The sequence below is a fragment of the Oxynema aestuarii AP17 genome, from assembly GCF_012295525.1.
Classification (GTDB): Bacteria; Cyanobacteriota; Cyanobacteriia; order Cyanobacteriales; family Laspinemataceae; genus Oxynema; species Oxynema aestuarii.
In genome coordinates this window covers 2,912,104-2,930,135 of record NZ_CP051167.1, presented here as the reverse complement: position 1 = coordinate 2,930,135, position 18,032 = coordinate 2,912,104, and the positions used below count along the sequence as shown (strand labels likewise).

The following is an 18,032-nucleotide window of genomic DNA, read 5'->3' as shown; positions in this document are numbered from 1 at the left end:
AACGGTCATTGCCTTGAAAGCGATCGTCGATCTTCCCTGAGATCTTTTACGAACTTAAGAATTGCTATAAACTTTCAAGGATTCTAGCAAGAATCAATCAATAAAGGGCAATAAAGGGCGATCGCCAATCTTGGAAAATCCTGTTTAAGGAGTATATCTCCTCTAGTTGCCCGAAATTTACCCGAAATTTTCCCTCAGTCCGTCAATTCGATCCTCTCGGAAAAGAGCGATCGCGAAAATCGTGTCGTTGTTAACGATTCAAAGCAAGATAATTTATTTTTCTTGAAGTTTGGATCTATCTGTTCAATTTTCTAATTCCATTTCGGTCATTTTCCTTGTTCTTCAATTAGGAGAAACAGCCATGACAGGCACCCGATTTACAGGAAATATTCAAGATCCCGTTATCCCCTTTCTCTTCGATATTCCCGGAACGGCGATCGACTTGCAACGTCCCCTGATCGTCACCTTATATCCGAATGCCAATCTCGACGTTCAACTCGATTTATTAGGTAATGGTGCTTCCATTGTCGGCGGTCCGATTAACACCTTCACTGGAGGTACGCCGGAAACTACGACCAATGGCCCACAACCCGGCGTCAGCTATCGGGCCGTCGTACAAACTGCCGCCGTACCCGTCCCGGCGACAGCGACAACCGGGCCATTTCTCCTCGAAATTAACTCGGAAAATGCAGCCAATAACGTCGCTGCAACTGCACCGCAATTGGGTAATTTAACCCCCCAAAGCATTAACGGCTTTGTCGGTCGCAGCGATATCAACGATTGGTATAACTTCCGCTTGCCGAGTGCGGGAACAGTGAGCTTGAGACTGTCGGGATTGCAAGATAATGCCGATTTAGAATTATACGAAGCCAACGGCACTACGTTGATTTTGCGATCGCAAAATGGCGGAACCAGCGACGAAGCCCTTGAAAATGTCAATCTCGCGGCGGGCAACTACTTAGTTAAAGTGAGTGCTAACGATACCACCGCTAACTTGCCCGACGGCGGGCGGGCGTCAACATCTTATACATTAAACCTGATTCCCGGGGGAGCAGTTCCGGGAACCACGGTCACCTTAAGCGCCAGTGGAACACCCAGCGAAGCCGGAGGCGGGCTGGGAACCTTTACCCTCTCTCGTGGAAGCCAAACCACGGGCGATCTCACAGTAAATCTTACCTTTGGCGGTACGGCAACCTTTGGCGGTGCCACCAGTGACTACGGTGTCATCGGTGCCAACTTCGCCCCGACGGGGACGGGAACGGTGACGATCCCCAACGGTCAAAGTGTGGTCAATTTCACGGTCAGCCCGGTGGATGACGCCCTCAACGATCCCAACGAAACGATCGCCGTCAGTTTGAATCCAGGGACGGGGTATAACGTAGGAACGCCGAATAGCGCCAGTTTGACCATCGCCGATAACGACGGTGGCGGAACCGATCCGGTCACGGGATTGAGAGTGTACCGTTTTTACAACACCGTCACCGGAACTCACTTTTATACTGCCGACGAAAACGAGCGGAACTTCGTTCGAGATAATTTAATTGGCTACAACTACGAAGGGCCTTCCTTTGAAGCCGCACCTGCGGGAACGCCGAATACAGCCCCCGTCTTCCGCTTCTTCAACACCCAAGTGGGAACCCACTTCTATACGATCGATCCGAACGAGGCCAATTTCGTGCGAACTAACTTGATGGCGTTCCGCGATGAAGGCATCGCCTACAACGCCTACGTGCAACCTGCCCCCGGTAGCGATCCGTTATATCGTTTCTTCAATACGTTTACTGGGGCGCACTTCTACACGCCGTCCGCCGTCGAACGTGACGTCGTCAGCAATACCCTACCTTTCTACCGCTATGAGGGGGTCGGTTATTACGTCGATGTCTAATTCAGTGTAAGTCGGTTTGAGCGATCGCCACCGTTAAAATCCTCGCCCCCCTCTAGACAAAACCGGGGGCGATCGCTATATAATAAGCTTCTAGCCTGTTGTTGCAACCTGCAAGAAACTCGTTAAAAGTTGTAACAATTGCTTGACGCGGGCGTAGTTCAGTGGTAGAACGTCAGCTTCCCAAGCTGAATGTCGTCGGTTCGAGTCCGATCGCCCGCTTGTTTCCCAAAATTCGACTTGAAGAGGCGATCGCCCTTATCCCCGGTAGTCTGTACGGAAATCGGACAAATCCAGAGGGAAAACCGCCGATCGCCTTCCGGCAATCTCCCATTAAAATACGGATGGGGAAGCGCATTCGCCCCATCTTGGTTAAGCATGGGTTAAAATCGCATTTCCCGAATCATCTATTTATCGCAAAATAGCCGGACATGGGATATTCCATAGAGGTTTACGACCATAACTTCGAGGAAGAAGTTCTAGCCAAATCTTACGAAACACCGATTATTGTAGACTTTTTTGCCACGTGGTGCGGTCCGTGTCAAATGCTCAAACCGATCCTAGAAAACGTGGCGAAAGAATACGATTGTATCGTCGCCAAAGTCAATGTCGAAGAAAACCAATATTTAGCCCAAGCCTTTAAAATCGAAGGTATTCCCGACGTTAAAGTCATTAAAGAAGGCAAAGTCGTCGATAGTTTTGTCGGTGTCCTTCCTGACGACCAGTTAGCGGAATTTTTGGCAAAATGCAATATTTCCTCACGAATTGACGAACGAGTAGCGGCGATTAAAACGAATATTTCTGCTGGGGAATTAGAGCAAGCCGAACAACAATGGCGATCGCTCCTTCAAGACTATCCCGACAATCCCAAATTAGCGATCGCGGCGGCTAAATTTTTCATTGGTATCGATCGCCTCGAAGACGCCGAAGCCGTTATCTCCAAACTTGACGAATTCGATAAAAATTACGAAGCCCAACTGAAAGCCATTCGTTCCTTAATTTATTTTAGGAAAGAAGCCATTCATCCGAGCGGCGATCGCGAAATTGACCGTCAATTTTCCAAAGCCGCAGCCTTAACCTTAGAGGGACAGTACGAACAAGCCTTAAAGCTATTTATCGACATCGTCGAAACCGATCGCACCTACAAAAATGACGGAGCCCGAAAAGGGGCGATCGCCATCTTCGATCTTTTAGGAAACGACCATCCCTTAACCAAAGAATATCGCAAAAAATTAATGTTAGCCTTGTATTGAATCCTCTGATTCATTTCTTCTGAGTAGTTTTCAGAAGTTAGCAGATCCTTGAGGCAGGCATCTTGCCTGCTATCAACTTCAGCTACAATCTCAACCCCAAACAAATCTAAACCCTAAACTTCCATCAACTTAGGAGAATTCTGTTATGAAAGTCGGTTTGTACCCGGCCTTAAATGATAACAATATCGACGCCGGACAAGCGAGTAGCCAGCGTCAACTATCCCTATCGATTGCGGCGATCGCCGAAGCCACCGATGCGAGCATTCCTTTAAATTTATGCTTAATTCTCGACCATAGCGGCTCCATGCACGGTTCCCCTTTAGAAACCGTCAAAGAAGCAGCTTTTCGCCTCATCGAGCGCCTCAAACCCGGCGATCGCCTCAGTATTGTCGCCTTCGACCATCGCGCAAAAATCATCGTTCCCAATCAAGTTATCGAAGATATTAACAGTATTAAAAAGAAAATCGATCGCCTCAGTGCCGACGGTGGAACGGCGATCGACGAAGGCATGAAACGCGGACTCGAAGAACTCAAAAAAGGATCGAAAGACACCGTTTCACAAGCCTTTATTCTCACCGACGGCGAAAACGAACACGGGAGTAATGACGCCTGTTTGAAATTTGCCAGTCAAGCCGCCGAAAGTAACATCACCCTCAACACTTTGGGGTTTGGCGAACATTGGAACCAAGACGTACTCGAAAAAATTGCCGATGCGGCGGGGGGAACCCTCAGTTTTATCGAACGTCCGGATCGAGCGGTAGAAGAATTCGGGCGGATTTTCGAGCGCATTCAGTCGGTCGCGTTAACGAACGCTTATTTAATCTTCGATTTAACGCCAAAAGTGCGCCTCGCCGAGCTCAAACCGATCGCCCAAGTTGCCCCCGATACGATCGAATTACCCGTACAACCCAAGCAAGGGAAATACGAAGTCCGTCTCGGCGACGTGATGACCGACGTGCAGCGTGTGGTGTTAGCCAATCTTTACATCGGACAATTCCCTCAAGGACAGCAAACGATCGCCCGAGTGCAAGTCCGTTATGACGACCCCGCCACAGGTCAAAGCGGAATTTTATCCGATCCGGTTGCGGTAGACGCTCAAGTCTTAACCGCTTACCGACCCTCGCCGAATCCAGAAGTACAGCAACATATTTTAGCGTTGGCAAAATACCGCCAAACCCAGATCGCCGAACAAAAAATGCAGCAAGGCGATCGCACCGGGGCCGCGACCATGTTACAAACCGCAGCAAAAACGGCGTTACAAATGGGGGATAAAGGGGCCGCGACCGTACTGCAAACCAGTGCGACGCAACTGCAAGCGGGGAAAGAGCTTTCGGAAGGCGATCGCAAGAAAACCCGCATCGTTTCCAAGACAATTTTGCAATAAGGCGATCGCCTCTCCGTTCCCCCCCTTCATAAGGGGGGCTAGGGGGGATATGCAACCATAATCTGCAACAAAATCAGGCGATCGCCTCTGCGTTCCCCCCCTTCATAAGGGGGGCTAGGGGGGATATGCAACCATAATCTGCAACAAAATCAGGAGATCGCCTCTGCGTTCCCCCCCTTCATAAGGGGGGCTAGGGGGGATATGCAACCATAAATTGCACTTGCATTCGATCGATCTAAGCTCAGCCGGGATCGATCCCCCTAAATCCCCCTTATGAAGGGGGACTTTTGAAGATCGAACGGCCCCAATTTCGATAAAAATCGGGGCCGTTTGCGCGAAATGATTAACTTTTTGGTCATACCGCTTATCGCCGATCGCTCGTTCACGCAACGACAGAGGTATGAGGACGGGCGAAAATCATGCGTCCGGCAGAAGTTTGCAAGGCGGAAGTGACGACCACTCGGATTTCGTCGCCGATATGAGTTCCTCCTTCTTCGACGACCACCATCGTGCCATCTTCGAGATAACCGACGCCTTGGGCCGCTTCTTTCCCTTCTTTGAGGATTTTCAAATCGAGACTGTCTCCGGGAAGGTAGACGGGGCGGACGGCTTGGGTGAGGTCGTTGACGTTGAGAACCGGAACTTTCTGAACGCTGGCGACTTTACTTAAGTTGTAGTCGTTGGTGAGCAAGGTGGCGTTAATTTCTTGAGCCAAACGCACCAATTTGGCATCGACGGTTTGTAAATCGTCGTAATCTGCCGAGTGAATGACCACGCGATCGGGATAATGTTCCTCGATGCGGTTGAGGATGTCGAGGCCCCGTCGTCCGCGTACCCGTTTTTGATCGTTAGACGCATCGGCGACCATTTGCAATTCTTGCAAGACGAACTGGGGGATGAGCAGTTGTCCTTCGAGAAAGCCCGTTTCGAGCAAGGATTCGAGGCGACCGTCGATGATGCAACTGGTATCGATCACTTTGGTGGCGGCGGGTTTGAGGGTGCCTTCGGCGACGAGCATCGCTTCGAGGCTGTGGGGGTTGATCAGCCGCAAAAAAGCGCGTCCGTGGGTGTCTGCGAGGGCGACGCCCAAAAAGGCAAACATGACACTGCCGAGAATCGCCGCTAGGGGCTTGATAAAGGCAAATTCAGAAGGAATCGGCAGTAAAAAGACCGGGGCGAGCATTAAATTGGCGACCAACAGTCCCATGACTAAACCGATCGATCGCGTGATCAGCACGTCGATCGGCATTTGGCGCACTTGGGTTTCGGCCCGTCGGTAAGTGGTCTGCACTGACAAGCCGATCGCGCCGCCAATTAAGGCGCCGAATCCGGCGGTGACGGAGCGCAACCCTTCGACATTGGTCACGCGATCGATGGCAGAAGCCGGAAGCATATCGATGCCGTAGAAGCCGATCCCCGCTCCTGCTAGGATGAAGGTAAGGATAATGATTGCATCAAGCATGAGTGCAAGCCTATTAGGGTAAAACTGTTCGTGCTTCAGATTGAGGCTCTGGCTGCAATAGCGGATGCGATCGCGCGCCAGCTCTGGTAATTGATTTACACGCTACTCCCCCATTATACTGTTAAGTTTTGTGGCGTTTTGCCTCGGTTGGTTACGCTTGAAACACCTATGAAGTTACATCGGGTCTGTCCCCGAGGGGCTTACGTTCACATTCCCTTTTGTCGCCGTCGCTGTTTTTATTGCGATTTTCCGGTTTCCGTGATCGGCGATCGCAAGTCGGGAGAAAATTCGGGGACGATCGCCGAATATGTCGAAGTGTTAATCGAGGAAATCGAAGCGACTCCGCGATCGCCCCACCCCTTGGAGACGGTGTTTTTCGGCGGCGGAACCCCCTCGTTACTCACCGCCGCTCAGATCGATCGCCTCCTGACGGTTCTCGACCGCCAGTTCGGGATCGCCTCGGATGCGGAAATTTCCGCCGAAATGGATCCGGGAACGTTCGATCGCGCCAAATTGAGTGGATATGCTCGATCGGGAGTCAATCGCGTTAGCTTGGGCGTCCAGGCGTTTGAGGACGACTTGTTAAAGCTTTGCGGGCGATCGCACGATGCTGAAGATATTTTTACAGCCGTGGAGAATATCCGCCACGTCGGGATACCCAACTTCAGCCTCGATCTGATTTCTGGTTTACCCCACCAAAGTTTAGAGCAGTGGCGCCGTGCGCTCGACCGCGCGATCGCCATCTCCCCCAATCACCTCTCTTGTTACGATCTCGTCGTCGAACCCGTCACCCCCTTCGGTCGTTTCTACAAACCGGGCGATCGCCCCTTACCCGACGACGACCTCACCGCGCAAATGTACCGCCTCGCCGCCGAAATGCTCTCGCGCGCGGGATACGAGCATTACGAGGTCTCGAACTACGCCAAAAAGGGCTTTCAATGTCGCCACAATCGTCTGTACTGGGAAAATCAGCCTTACTACGGCTTTGGCATGGGCGCCACCAGCTACGTCGGCGATCGCCGTTGCTCCCGACCGCGCACCCGCAAGGAGTATTACGAATGGGTTGCAAGGTATAAAGCCTCCGGCGGGGCGATCGACGAACCGCCCACGTCCACGGAAGATCGGCTTTTAGAAACCTTAATGCTCGGTTTTCGGTTGTCCGACGGGGTGAATTTACTCGAAATTCGAGAAAGTTTCGGGGCTGAATCGGTAGCGGCGATCGTCGAAACTTTGCAAGTTTACGATAAAAATAACTGGATTGAAGGACTCGACCGTTCGGGGGCGATCGGGGAGAGGCGATCGCCCCCCGCCAGAGTGCGCCTCACCGACCCCGAAGGCTTTTTATTTTCCAATACGATTTTAGCCAGCTTATTCGAGTCATTGACCGTAGAATCGCGGTAGTCAGCCTCACCGGAGTACGGTTAACAAAGATGTTCTCGCAGTAGACTCCGTATTATTCCTGATTTGTAAATTTTTAAAAAAGTGTTATAATAATAAAATTTTATTTCTCAAAATGATAGGATCGGGGAACAAATTCTCAAACAAGAAAATCTCGTGGAGACCCCCACCGTAGCGATCGCAAAACCCTTGAGCAAATTCAAGAGTTTTCAATAGAGATCGCTTCTCAAACAGAACGATGGGTTTTCCCTTCCTGTTAGCGGGGTTTTTTTATTACAGAGAATTACACTACCGACTCGATGCGATCGGTAGACCAATAAAGCCGAGTCAAAATGGCTCCCCAGGAGCGAAGGTAAAGCGGTTTCGTCAGGGGCGATCGGTTACTTAAATCAGGAGATCTGAAACAACTGAAACTCGGTAGACTTAGCCTCTGGCTCGCACGTCCAGCCTCCTCGACCGACGTAACCGCTTCTAAAGTTCCGAACAGAGAAAGCACCAAACCCTTGAAAATTCGTTTTGATGCCTTTCGACGGTCGCCGCCAATCCGGGAGAGCCACTAAAGTTGGCTCGGATTGTGCGGAGGGCTTGAAAAATGAAAGTCATCGAAGCTCGACATCCTCAAAATGAAATTGCCTTAATCGACCCGAACCTTCCCGCCTGGGAACTCCTCGCGGCGGGGATAAAAAAAGGAATAGAACTCATTATCCTCGACCCCGTTGGGGATCCCCTAGAACAAATCGCGGCAGCGCTGCGCGATCGCCCCCATACCAAAGCCGTTCACCTCATCAGTCACGGTTCCCCCGGCACCCTACATTTGGGCAATATCAGTATTAACGGTAATCATTTCGACCGCTACGCCAGCTTATTCAACAGCTTTTATCAACTCTCCCTTAACGATCCTCAATTTTCCGTCCTCCTCTACGGCTGCAATATCGCTGCCGGAGAAATCGGGCGAACCTTCATCGAGAAATTACACCATTTAACAGGCGCCAATATCGCTGCATCTAGCTCCCCAGTCGGGAATCGCAAACGAGGCGGACACTGGGACTTAGACGCCATTGCCGGAAAAATAGGAGCGCAAAAAGCCTTCTCTGCCCCCGCAATGGCCGCCTACCCCGCCCTCCTCGAAGTCACCTTTGACAGTCCAAGCCTTTATAAAGTGGGAAATACGCCCTATTTTGTAGCGTTGGGAGACTTCAACGGCGACAACCATCTGGACTTGGCCGTAGCCAACTCCGGAGACGACACAATTTCGATCCTGTTAGCCAATGACAACGGCAGCTTTAGCCCTCAAACAAAATTTTCGGTAGGAGATGCCCCACACTCGTTAGCAGTGGAAGATTTCAACGGGGATGGAAAAGCTGATGTGGTTGTGGCTAATTCTTCCGATACCAAAGTTTCAGTCCTTTTGGGCGATGGGAATGGCAGTTTCAACCCTGAAATGACTTATGAGGTAGGCAGTAAACCTCCTCGTTCCGTAGCCGTGGGGGACTTCAACAGCGATGGCAAAGTCGATTTGGCTGTGGCCAATTCTTCTTGGCCTATGGGAAGTTCTATCGATGACCAAGTTGCGATCTTGTTGGGAAACGGGGCGGGCAGTTTCAGCCTTGAGACAACCTATCAGGTGGGCAATGGGTCTGATGCCTCTTTAGCCGTGGGAGACTTCAACGGTGATAACAACGCTGATTTGGCTGTGGCCAACTATCGGGATGGCAAAGTTGCCGTACTCTTGGGGAACGGCACTGGCAGCTTCGATTCTCCGATCGCCTATGGGGTAGGAGATGGGGCAAGTTGCGTTGCAGTAGCCGATTTAAACGACGATGGGAACAGTGATTTAGCCGTAACGACTACAAGCAATAATGGTGTTTCGGTACTGTTAGGAGACGGTACGGGTAACTTTAACCCTCAGACGATCGATGAGATAGGGATTAGTTCCCCTACCAGTGTAGCGATCGCGGATTTCGATGGAGATGGCAAGCTTGATTTAGCAGTTGGATGTTCTTGGGACTACAAAATTGCCCTACTTTTGCAAAGCGCCAATGGTGTATTCGGTGCTGCGAACACGTATCAAGCAGTCAAGTCTCCACGCTCTCTTGCCGTGGGTGATTTTAACGGTGATGGTCAGCCAGATTTAGCGGCAGTGAACGCTGTATATGATGGGAATGTGTCTGAGGTTTACTCATTTTACGTTGGGGTTTTTTTAAATACGACTCCTGTGAGTCCAACTCCTAGCACTCCGGTTATTTCGATCGCTCCAGATACCAATGCAGACGAAACTGAGTCAACGGAGGGCACCTTCGACATTACTTTAGACCGAGCGGCACCCACTGGGGGCTTGACCGTCAACTTCAATGTCGCGGGTACCGCAACGAAAGCCGACGACTACAACTTGAGTGCGGGAAACAATATCACCGAGGTGACGGCTACGAGTTTCACGATCGCCGCCGGAGCCACTAACGCCACGTTAACCGTAGTTCCGATCGACGATAACGAGGTCGAAACCGACGGGGAAACGGTCGAAATCCAGCTAGAAGCAGGCAGCAACTACACCGTCAACACCACGGACAATACGGCTGAGATCGCGATCGCAGACAACGACTCCTCAGAAATCGAGGTTAAAGAACCAGAAATTGAAGTCAACGACGGCACGACGGAGATCGAGGACGGCACGACAACGATTTTGGACTGGGGCAGCACTCCCGTGGGTACGCCTCTCAGCAAGACGCTGACAATCGCCAATACGGGCAATGCCGACCTCAATCTCAGCAATCTCAATCTCCCAGAGGGATTCAGCATCGTTGGAACCTTGCCATCTACAATTGCGCCGGGAACTTCGGGCAGCTTACAAATTCAATTGGATGCTATTGCTGCTGGCAGTTTTGACGGTACGCTCTCGTTTGAAAGTAACGACGCCGACGAAGATCTGTTTGATTTTGCGATCGGCGCTCAAGTGACTGACTCGGGACAGTCTGGAGACACGACGACCACGGGTGGCGGCACGACGACCACGGGTGGAGACACGACGACCACGGGTGGCGGCACGACGACCACGGGTGGAGACACGACGACCACGGGTGGAGATACGACGACCACGGGTGGCGGCACGACGAACACGGGTGGAGATACGACGACCACGGGTGGCGGCACGACGAACACGGGTGGAGACACGACGACCACGGGTGGCGGCACGACGACCACGGGTGGCGGCACGACGAACACGGGTGGAGATACGACGACCACGGGTGGCGGCACGACGACCACGGGTGGAGATACGACGACCACGGGTGGCGGCACGACGAACACGGGTGGTGGAGGATGGGAGGCGATCGCTCCTCAATTACCTTACTGTCCGAGTGTTCCTCTAGAACAACGTTCTCTAAACACGAACAGTACCCCGGAAGCAGTACAACTTCCCTTGCCAGAGTTTCATTTAGACTGTACTTGTCCTCCCCTTCCCGAAATTCCAGCAGTCTGCTTTGGTAACCCTCAAGTTCCTAGTAATAATGCTGGCGACGACACCTTAATTGGCACGGAAAGTAACAATTACCTGCTTGGCGGTCGCGGTAATGATTTCCTCCAAGGTTTGGAAAGTTCCGATACGCTTCTCGCTGGCAATGGCAGTCCCATTCCTGTGGGATCCCTGGGCGATCGCGATCTCATTCACGCCAACCGAGGGAATGACATCCTTCAAGGATGCGAGGGCAACGATACCCTTTGCGGCGGCAAAGATAACGATATCGCCCACGGCGGTAAAGATGATGACTGTATCTGGGGCGATCTCGGCAGCGATACTTTAATGGGAGATTTGGGCAACGATAGTTTATGGGGTGGCACCAGCAACCCAGATGTTCGAGATGTCTCCGGAGAAGACTTACTGTTTGGTGGTGCGGGGGACGATTTCCTCAATGGCGATGGGGGGAATGACTCCCTATCCGGTGGTGAAGGTAACGATACCCTACGCGGTGCTGAAAATGACGATCTCATCCAAAGCAATGGCGGAGATGACTGGCTAATGGGGGACGAAGGAAACGATCGCCTGTGTGGTTCGGATGGCAACGATACGATCTTTGGCGGACTCGGTAGTGACCGTCCGATTGGTTCTGTAGGGGAGAAAGATGTCCTCGGCGGTGGCGCGGGGGATGATTTCCTCAACGGTAATGAAGGGGAAGATCGGCTCTGCGGCGGGGATGGTAACGATACCCTGCACGGTGGCAAAGATAACGATGTCGTCGGTGGCGGCGATGGCGACGATCTCCTCTGGGGCGATTTGGGTGACGACACCTTGATTGGCGGTGAAGGAAACGATCGCTTTGTCTTGCAGGCGGGGGCGGGTACGGACGCGATCGCCGATTTTGTCTCGGGTACGGATGCGATCGCCCTCGCGGGAGGCTTAACTTTCGCGCAACTGGATCTGAGCGAAACGGGAACGGTAACTCTGATTCAATTCCAAGATGAAGTCTTGGCGACCTTAATCGGCGTCGTCAATTTGTCGGCGGCTGATTTCACCCTTATCGAAACTTCTGACTCGTTTTAAGTTTCCCCTGTTTGAAGAGGGGCGATCGCCCGGATGACGATTCGACTTTCTTCAATTCCGTTGCAGATGTCCTATTTTATATTGGAAGGTAATGGCGCGAGCGATCGCGTCTTTACCTTTGTCTTTTTTTGAGCGCTCTTCTTTGGGGACTTTTTTAAGGGAACAACCTTTAAAACAATAGGTCAAACAACGCGGGCGAGATTCAAGATCGTAACAACAGAACTGACAGCCTTCAATACATATCACCACTCAAATAGAATTGCTATAATTGTACAATTTACAATCTAAAATTTAAAATCCCATGATTCCCATTGACGATAATTTACCCCAACGATCGCCTCCGATCGCGACGACTATTTTAATTGCTTTAAATATTGCCATTTTTATTATCGAACTGCACTTAGATGCTCGTGGTGAACTCACCGACTTTCTCAACACTTGGGCGCTCGTTCCCGCACGCTTGACTTCCATGGCCAACGATGCGATCGCGAGCCAAAATCCCGCCGCTTGGGTCGCCTTATTGGCTATGGGAGGCGGTTCGCTCTTGTCGGCAATGTTTCTGCACGGGAGTTTTAGTCAAATTTTGGGAAATTTATTATTTTTATGGGTCTTTGGTCGCAAAGTCGAAGATATTTTAGGCCATTTTACTTACTTTGGTTTTTATTTACTCTGTGGGATTTTGTCCGGGATCGGACAGGCGATCGCCGAACCGAGTTTGTCTGCTTTTTTGATTGGCGCTAATGGGGCGATCGCCGCAATTTTAGGGGCTTATTTACTCAACTTTCCCAAAGCAAAAATTGACAGTCTTTTACCGTTAATTATTGTTTTTATTCCTGTCGAAGTTCCTGCCTTTTTCTATAGTTTATGGTGGTTCGTCCAGCAGATCTTTTACGGAATAGGAGAACTCGGAGGACTTTACGCGAATATCAATCCGAGTAGTACGGGATATTGGTTACACGGACTGGGAATGGCCATCGGTGCGGGATCGATCCCCTTTTTCGTAAGGTTTAAGCCGAAAACTGCGATTTATTAAAACTATTAATTATACGCGATCGCGTCGCTGGGATTGGGTGGAGGCGATCGCCCTTAGAGACTGTTTATAGAATAAACATTAACAGCTATTCTATTGTGTCGTGTAGTGATTTGGCTTCCAAACCCCTACTTCCCTAGAGTTTAGAAGCCAAACCCCTACTAGATTTTTTGATATTTTCTTGATAAACAGTCTCTTATATCTACCCTAGAATTTCAACCTAAAATTGTTTTTCAAACTAGGCTATAAAAATCATCAAAACCATCGATAATTTCTTTAACCCCCGACCGCATTACTATCGAGATTGCGGGCAGTACTTTGACTGGCAGATCCTTGAGCAGAAGACGATTGTTGTGCGGAATTAGCGCGATTGAGTTCGCGAATGCGACGGGAGAGCAAGCGAATAATATTAATAGCAATCCCCGGCGTTTCATCGATCGCGTCGTAGAGTTGCTGTTGGGTCAGCACCAAACAATCGCACGCATCGAGGGTGGACACCGAAGCCGAACGCGGTTCCGCATCAAACAACGACATTTCGCCGAAACAGGCGCCTTTTTCCAATTGTGCTAAATCGCGGTTGCCGATGTGAACCCGCACCCGTCCTTTCACCACAATATAGAGCGATCGCCCCTCCTGACCTTCGGTAAAAATCGTATGTTTTGCCGGAAAAGAAAGTTCGTCCATGACCGAAGCCAGCCGGACGAGAAAATCATCCCGTAGTTCCTTAAAAATCGGAACGGCCCTGACAAATAATAAGCGGTCAACACTGGTGAGCATTACGACAACAAAACGTAAAAAAAGTAAAAACTAAGCAACACTCCAGTACCCGCCAGCTCGGTGTCGGGAGGGTGTCACGTGGCCTCAAATCCCGCGATTCCGCGATAGTTCGGCAAATTCGGCTGGCGACTGGGAGCCGTTCGAGGACGGGAATGAGTATCGCTCAGACCCAATTCTGCCATCATCTGCTTCACTTGTGCGGCGACGAGGCGATCGGGATCGTCGATCATCATCGGCAGCAATTCGGCCAAAGCCCGTGGCGAAGCGACTCGCAGATAAGCCAGTACCGCTTCGCGAACAAAACCTTTCGGATGGCGCAAACAGGCGAGGGTTTGTTCGGCGGTCAAACTCCAACGAGAGGCACGAGCGAGATGGAAACAACAGGCTAACGGCCAGTCGGATAAGAAATAACGATATTCCACCAAGCGACGCAGGCGATCGCTCGGCGACATTGTTTCATAAGCAAACAAGTCGGAAAGTGTTTGCAACTTCTCCAGATCCGAGTGGCGGTCTAAAACCGACAGGACAATACGTTTGCTGGGGATATCCAGGGTATTATCCAAGATTTCGAGCCCTCTGGCCATATTCGATCGCACGCCAGACTTAAGATTGAACGCTGCCGCCTGAATCGAACCGAAAGGATAAAGAAACTTCATCAACAAAAACAGGCGATCGATCGCGTCGGCAATCAAATCGTGCAAGGCACTGCGTAACAACTTCGCTTCCCGTCCGCGCACCCGGTCTTTGGTCAAATCGTTGAGGGTCGCATAAATTTGACCCATAAACATTAACTCTTGGTCGATCAGCATTTCGACCCCACTGCGTCCGAGGCGATCGAGAACCCCCTCAATTCCCGATTCTCTGGGCATTTTCAATAAAATTCGCAAAATATTGCGCCGCGTCGTCCCCCAACTGGCGATCAAATGACCGATCAGCGAATCGAGAGCTTCGATGGTCCCGATCTGTCCCAAGGCCATCCAAGCGTGCATTCGCACTAAATCGGGCTTGTGAATGTCCTCTGCCAACGCCACGAGGCGATCGATAATCTCGTTATCCAAACGCACCAACGCCCGCATCGCCGAATCTCGCGTGGACTTATAATACAAACCGCGCAGCAACGACGGGTAATATTCCTCAAACCGGGTCGCCGCAATCACCTCTAACAGGGCGCAGCGCACTCGCAACGATTCGTCCTGGAGCAAATTGGGAATGTACAGCCGCAATCCCTGCAAGTAATCCGCTTCTCCGAGGGCGCGACAGCCCATAATCCGTTCCTGCTCGTCTTTATTCGTGAGCATTCGCCGCAAGGTATTCGTCGCTTCGGCTTTTTGTTCGCGGTTGCCCCGGCGCATGATCAGCGAAGCCGCCGTCCCGCGCACGACCGGATCCACTGCCGAATCGAGATAGGGGCGTAAGGTTTCGATATCGAGGTCCGCTTCGGTCAGCCAGATATAGCGCAACGCCAGGGCCAACACTTCTGTGGAAGACGGGCGTTCGACGAGCTGTTCGACGTAGTTTTTATACGTCGGATTGGGTCGCCTGAGCATTTCTTCCAGGCTTTGCCGTTGTAAGGCGGGGGTGAGATTGACCAGCAGGGGTGCGAGAACGTCGCCGACGTTTTCCGGGTCGATTTGGGTGAGCAGTTCGATACACGATCGCTTGTCTTCTTCCCGACCGCTTTGTTCGAGGGTTTCGACGATCGTGCGTTTGAAGGCGCGCATATCGACGTCAGAGACCCCAAAGCGTCCGCGTTCGGCACTGGAGACGAGCAAACCCAAGTAGCGCGATCGCAAAATCCAAACCACGAACAACCAGCCCAAACCCAACAGCACGATCGCCAGTACGAAAAACAATCCTTGAATGTCCGTCTGTTCTTGGGCGCTGGCGTCGGGCAAGAAAAAGTTACACAACGCGATCGTGGTTAAAATCATCAGACCCGCTACCCCGGTCGAAATCGGCTCGGCAATGCCGTTGACCATCGCCTGGATGTTACTGCGAATGCTGTCGGGTAAGGGTTGAAACAATACCGGACCGGTCCCTTCAATCAGGGTATATTGCAGCAGTTCTTCGATAAATTTGAGGGCGACGAGACCCCAGAAAAAGGGCAGCAGTTGAGTCAGCGAAACTAAACCGATCGCGCACAAGCATCCGGGCAAAATCATCGCCGCCGCAAACACCCCCACCCGTTCGATCAACCGACTGGAGACAAACCACTGCATCGCCAATTCAAAAATTCCCAAAACCCCGTTAAATAGTCCGAGAAAGCTGGCAATCCCGATCGCCAAGCTTTGACCTTCTGGGGCTTGTTGTTCCAGTTCGCTTAAAAATTGAAAATCAACTAATAAATATAGAGCTTCCGCCAGAATAAAAAAGGCAAATAAAGGAATCGCATATTGTTTTAACGGTCCGGCCAAGCGCCTGTTGGTGTAATCTTGTTGGTTTTCCTGTAGGCGTCGCCGGGGAGCGTCGGGAAAAGCTTGTTGGTAAGACTGACTCAGATAAAACAGAATAAACGCCCCCAATCCCATCATCGCACAGGACATCAAGGTGACGTTTTTTAAGCCGACAAATTCGATCAGCGCGGGGAGTGAAAAACCACTGATCACGTCGGCGAGTAAAATCCCGCTACTGATAATTGGGTAAGTCCGCTTGATTTCGCGGATGTTAAAGAGTTGGTTGGCGGTAATCGAGGTGTTGAGGTCGTTGAGGACGTAAGACGCATCCATCCACAAGCGCATCAGGAAAACGGTGATGCTGGCGACCGCCGCCACGGCTAATCCGACGCGAAATAAGAGTAACGGGGCGGCCATCAAACAGGCGATCGCCACGATCGCCCGCCGCAACGGCAAAATTTTCTGTAACCAAGAATACAAAAAGCCCAAACTACTGCCGATCGCCGCCCCGGCAATATAAATCCACGGCAGGGAACTGGCCCCGTATTCGTCGAGGAACAAACCGACCGTACTCGCTTCCAACCACAGCAGTCCGACTGAAGTTAAGGTATAAAACGCAAACATCAGCCACGTTCGCTCTCCTTCTTCCGGGCGGAGATTGACCCATTGAAGCAAGCCTTGAGCGACTCGACTCTTGGTTGACTGCCGATCTTTAAGTTCCATGCAGCGACGGTTTATCCTCGTGTAGATTGTCCCCGATCGAATGCGAAATCAGGCCGATCGCATTGACACCCTTCCCCACTTAATTCCTGTATCCCCGCCCTCAAACATTGCTCGTCTGGACGACTCGCTCGTTTTTGAGGATGGGGTTTTATAGCTCCCTCAATCTCCCTGGTTCCGATAAACTACCGATCTTCTTGAGGTCACGATTTCGAGTAACCTGCATCTGGCGGTAAATTCAACATCCGAGTAAGCGGATGACTGTTAAAGAGTTTAATAAGTTGTTGGCCGTGTTCGAGCCGTTCTTAACACTTTTTCTTGTTCTGCGATTCCTACAAGCTTTGCCAGTTCAGTTCTACGTTTCCGATCGCCTCCTGGCTCCGGTCACTTGACTCCACCATAACCTTATCCGTTGGCAAATGCATATTCACGACCGATCCCGCCGATACAGGTCGCGACTCCAGCCGCCCTACGCCACCGGGCGATCGCCATCGGACAAGAGACCCCCACAAGAAAACTTGGAGATCCCTGCAAACCCTCGACCCCTGCAATTTCGATCCTCGGAAACGGCGGCGATCGCGATCGGCTCCTGGCGCCAGTCCCGACCGCGATCGTCCGCCTTCGCTTCCGGCTTTACCCGGCTTTACCCGACCTTACTTCTTCGGAGACAGCAACATCATCATGCTGCGACCCTCTCGTTTGGGGCCTTGCTGAACCTCGGCCAATTCTTTTAAGTCAGTCGCCATGCGATTGAGCAACGTTTCTGCCAAGTCGCTATGTTGAATCTCCCGACCTCGGAACATCACCGTGGCTTTCACCTTATCCCCAGATTTGAGGAAGCGCTGCGCTTGAGAAAGACGCACGTTGTAATCGTGTTCCTCAATCTTGTAGCGCATCTTCACTTCTTTAACTTCAGCCGCGTGCTGCTTTCTCTTAGCCTCTTTCCTCTTTTTCTCTTGCTCGAACTTGTATTTGCCATAATCCATGATTCGGCAAACGGGGGGATCGGCTTTATCGCTGACCAACACCAAGTCCAATTCTTTTTCTTGGGCAATTCGTAGCGCCTCTTGCGGCGTTATAATCCCCATTTGGCTTCCGTCGGTATCGATCGCGCGAATCTTGGGAAACCGAATTCTTTCGTTGATTTGGGGGACGTCCCGATTGTAGTGTCTTTTGTCAATCACAGGCGTTTAGTGATT

10 protein-coding genes and 1 tRNA gene are annotated in these 18,032 nt (G+C 51.2%); 7 read left to right on the top strand and 4 right to left on the bottom strand.

The window, feature by feature from the left end:
* Positions 1–361 precede the first annotated feature (361 nt).
* The 4 genes from HCG48_RS11970 (at position 362) to HCG48_RS11955 (ending at position 4,519) form a co-directional block, all read left to right on the top strand.
* Complete coding sequence (locus HCG48_RS11970; RefSeq protein WP_168569360.1) at positions 362–1,885, top strand: pre-peptidase C-terminal domain-containing protein; 1,524 nt, start codon at positions 362–364, stop codon at positions 1,883–1,885.
* A gap of 147 nt (positions 1,886–2,032) precedes the next feature.
* Positions 2,033–2,104 (top strand) — tRNA-Gly (locus HCG48_RS11965).
* Positions 2,105–2,313: 209 nt separating this feature from the next.
* Positions 2,314–3,135 carry a tetratricopeptide repeat protein gene (locus tag HCG48_RS11960; protein WP_168569359.1) on the top strand — a complete coding sequence of 274 codons (822 nt, stop codon included), beginning with the start codon at positions 2,314–2,316 and terminating at the stop codon, positions 3,133–3,135.
* 145 nt (positions 3,136–3,280) lie between these two features.
* Positions 3,281–4,519, top strand: a complete 1,239-nt coding sequence (locus HCG48_RS11955) for a vWA domain-containing protein (protein WP_168569358.1) — start codon at positions 3,281–3,283, stop codon at positions 4,517–4,519.
* A 382-nt stretch (positions 4,520–4,901) separates the two neighbouring features.
* Here the strand turns inward: HCG48_RS11955 and HCG48_RS11950 are convergent, their stop codons facing one another.
* Positions 4,902–5,981: a PIN/TRAM domain-containing protein gene (locus tag HCG48_RS11950; RefSeq protein ID WP_168569357.1), complete on the bottom strand. Its 1,080-nt coding sequence runs from the start codon at positions 5,979–5,981 to the stop codon at positions 4,902–4,904.
* Positions 5,982–6,149: 168 nt separating this feature from the next.
* Here HCG48_RS11950 and hemW point away from each other — a divergent pair, with 168 nt between their 5' ends.
* The 3 genes from hemW (at position 6,150) to HCG48_RS11935 (ending at position 12,946) form a co-directional block, all read left to right on the top strand.
* Positions 6,150–7,382, top strand: a complete 1,233-nt coding sequence (hemW, locus tag HCG48_RS11945) for a radical SAM family heme chaperone HemW (RefSeq protein WP_168569356.1) — start codon at positions 6,150–6,152, stop codon at positions 7,380–7,382.
* Positions 7,383–7,971: 589 nt separating this feature from the next.
* On the top strand, positions 7,972–11,913 hold the full coding sequence (locus HCG48_RS26475) for an FG-GAP-like repeat-containing protein (RefSeq protein ID WP_168569355.1): 3,942 nt from the start codon (positions 7,972–7,974) through the stop codon (positions 11,911–11,913).
* 301 nt (positions 11,914–12,214) lie between these two features.
* Positions 12,215–12,946, top strand: coding sequence for a rhomboid family intramembrane serine protease (locus HCG48_RS11935; protein ID WP_168569354.1), 732 nt, complete (start codon positions 12,215–12,217; stop codon positions 12,944–12,946).
* Between the two features lie 273 nt (positions 12,947–13,219).
* On the opposite strand, the gene HCG48_RS11930 is transcribed toward HCG48_RS11935, so the two are convergent.
* The 3 genes from HCG48_RS11930 to infC all read right to left on the bottom strand — a co-directional run bounded on the left by HCG48_RS11930 (position 13,220) and on the right by infC (position 18,017).
* Positions 13,220–13,720: a Crp/Fnr family transcriptional regulator gene (locus HCG48_RS11930; protein ID WP_210437223.1), complete on the bottom strand. Its 501-nt coding sequence runs from the start codon at positions 13,718–13,720 to the stop codon at positions 13,220–13,222.
* A 74-nt stretch (positions 13,721–13,794) separates the two neighbouring features.
* Positions 13,795–16,836 (bottom strand): HEAT repeat domain-containing protein, encoded by a 3,042-nt coding sequence (locus HCG48_RS11925; protein WP_168569353.1) that lies wholly within the window; start codon positions 16,834–16,836, stop codon positions 13,795–13,797.
* A gap of 650 nt (positions 16,837–17,486) precedes the next feature.
* On the bottom strand, positions 17,487–18,017 hold the full coding sequence (gene infC / locus HCG48_RS11920; protein ID WP_168569352.1) for a translation initiation factor IF-3: 531 nt from the start codon (positions 18,015–18,017) through the stop codon (positions 17,487–17,489).
* Between the last annotated feature and the right edge of the window lie 15 nt (positions 18,018–18,032).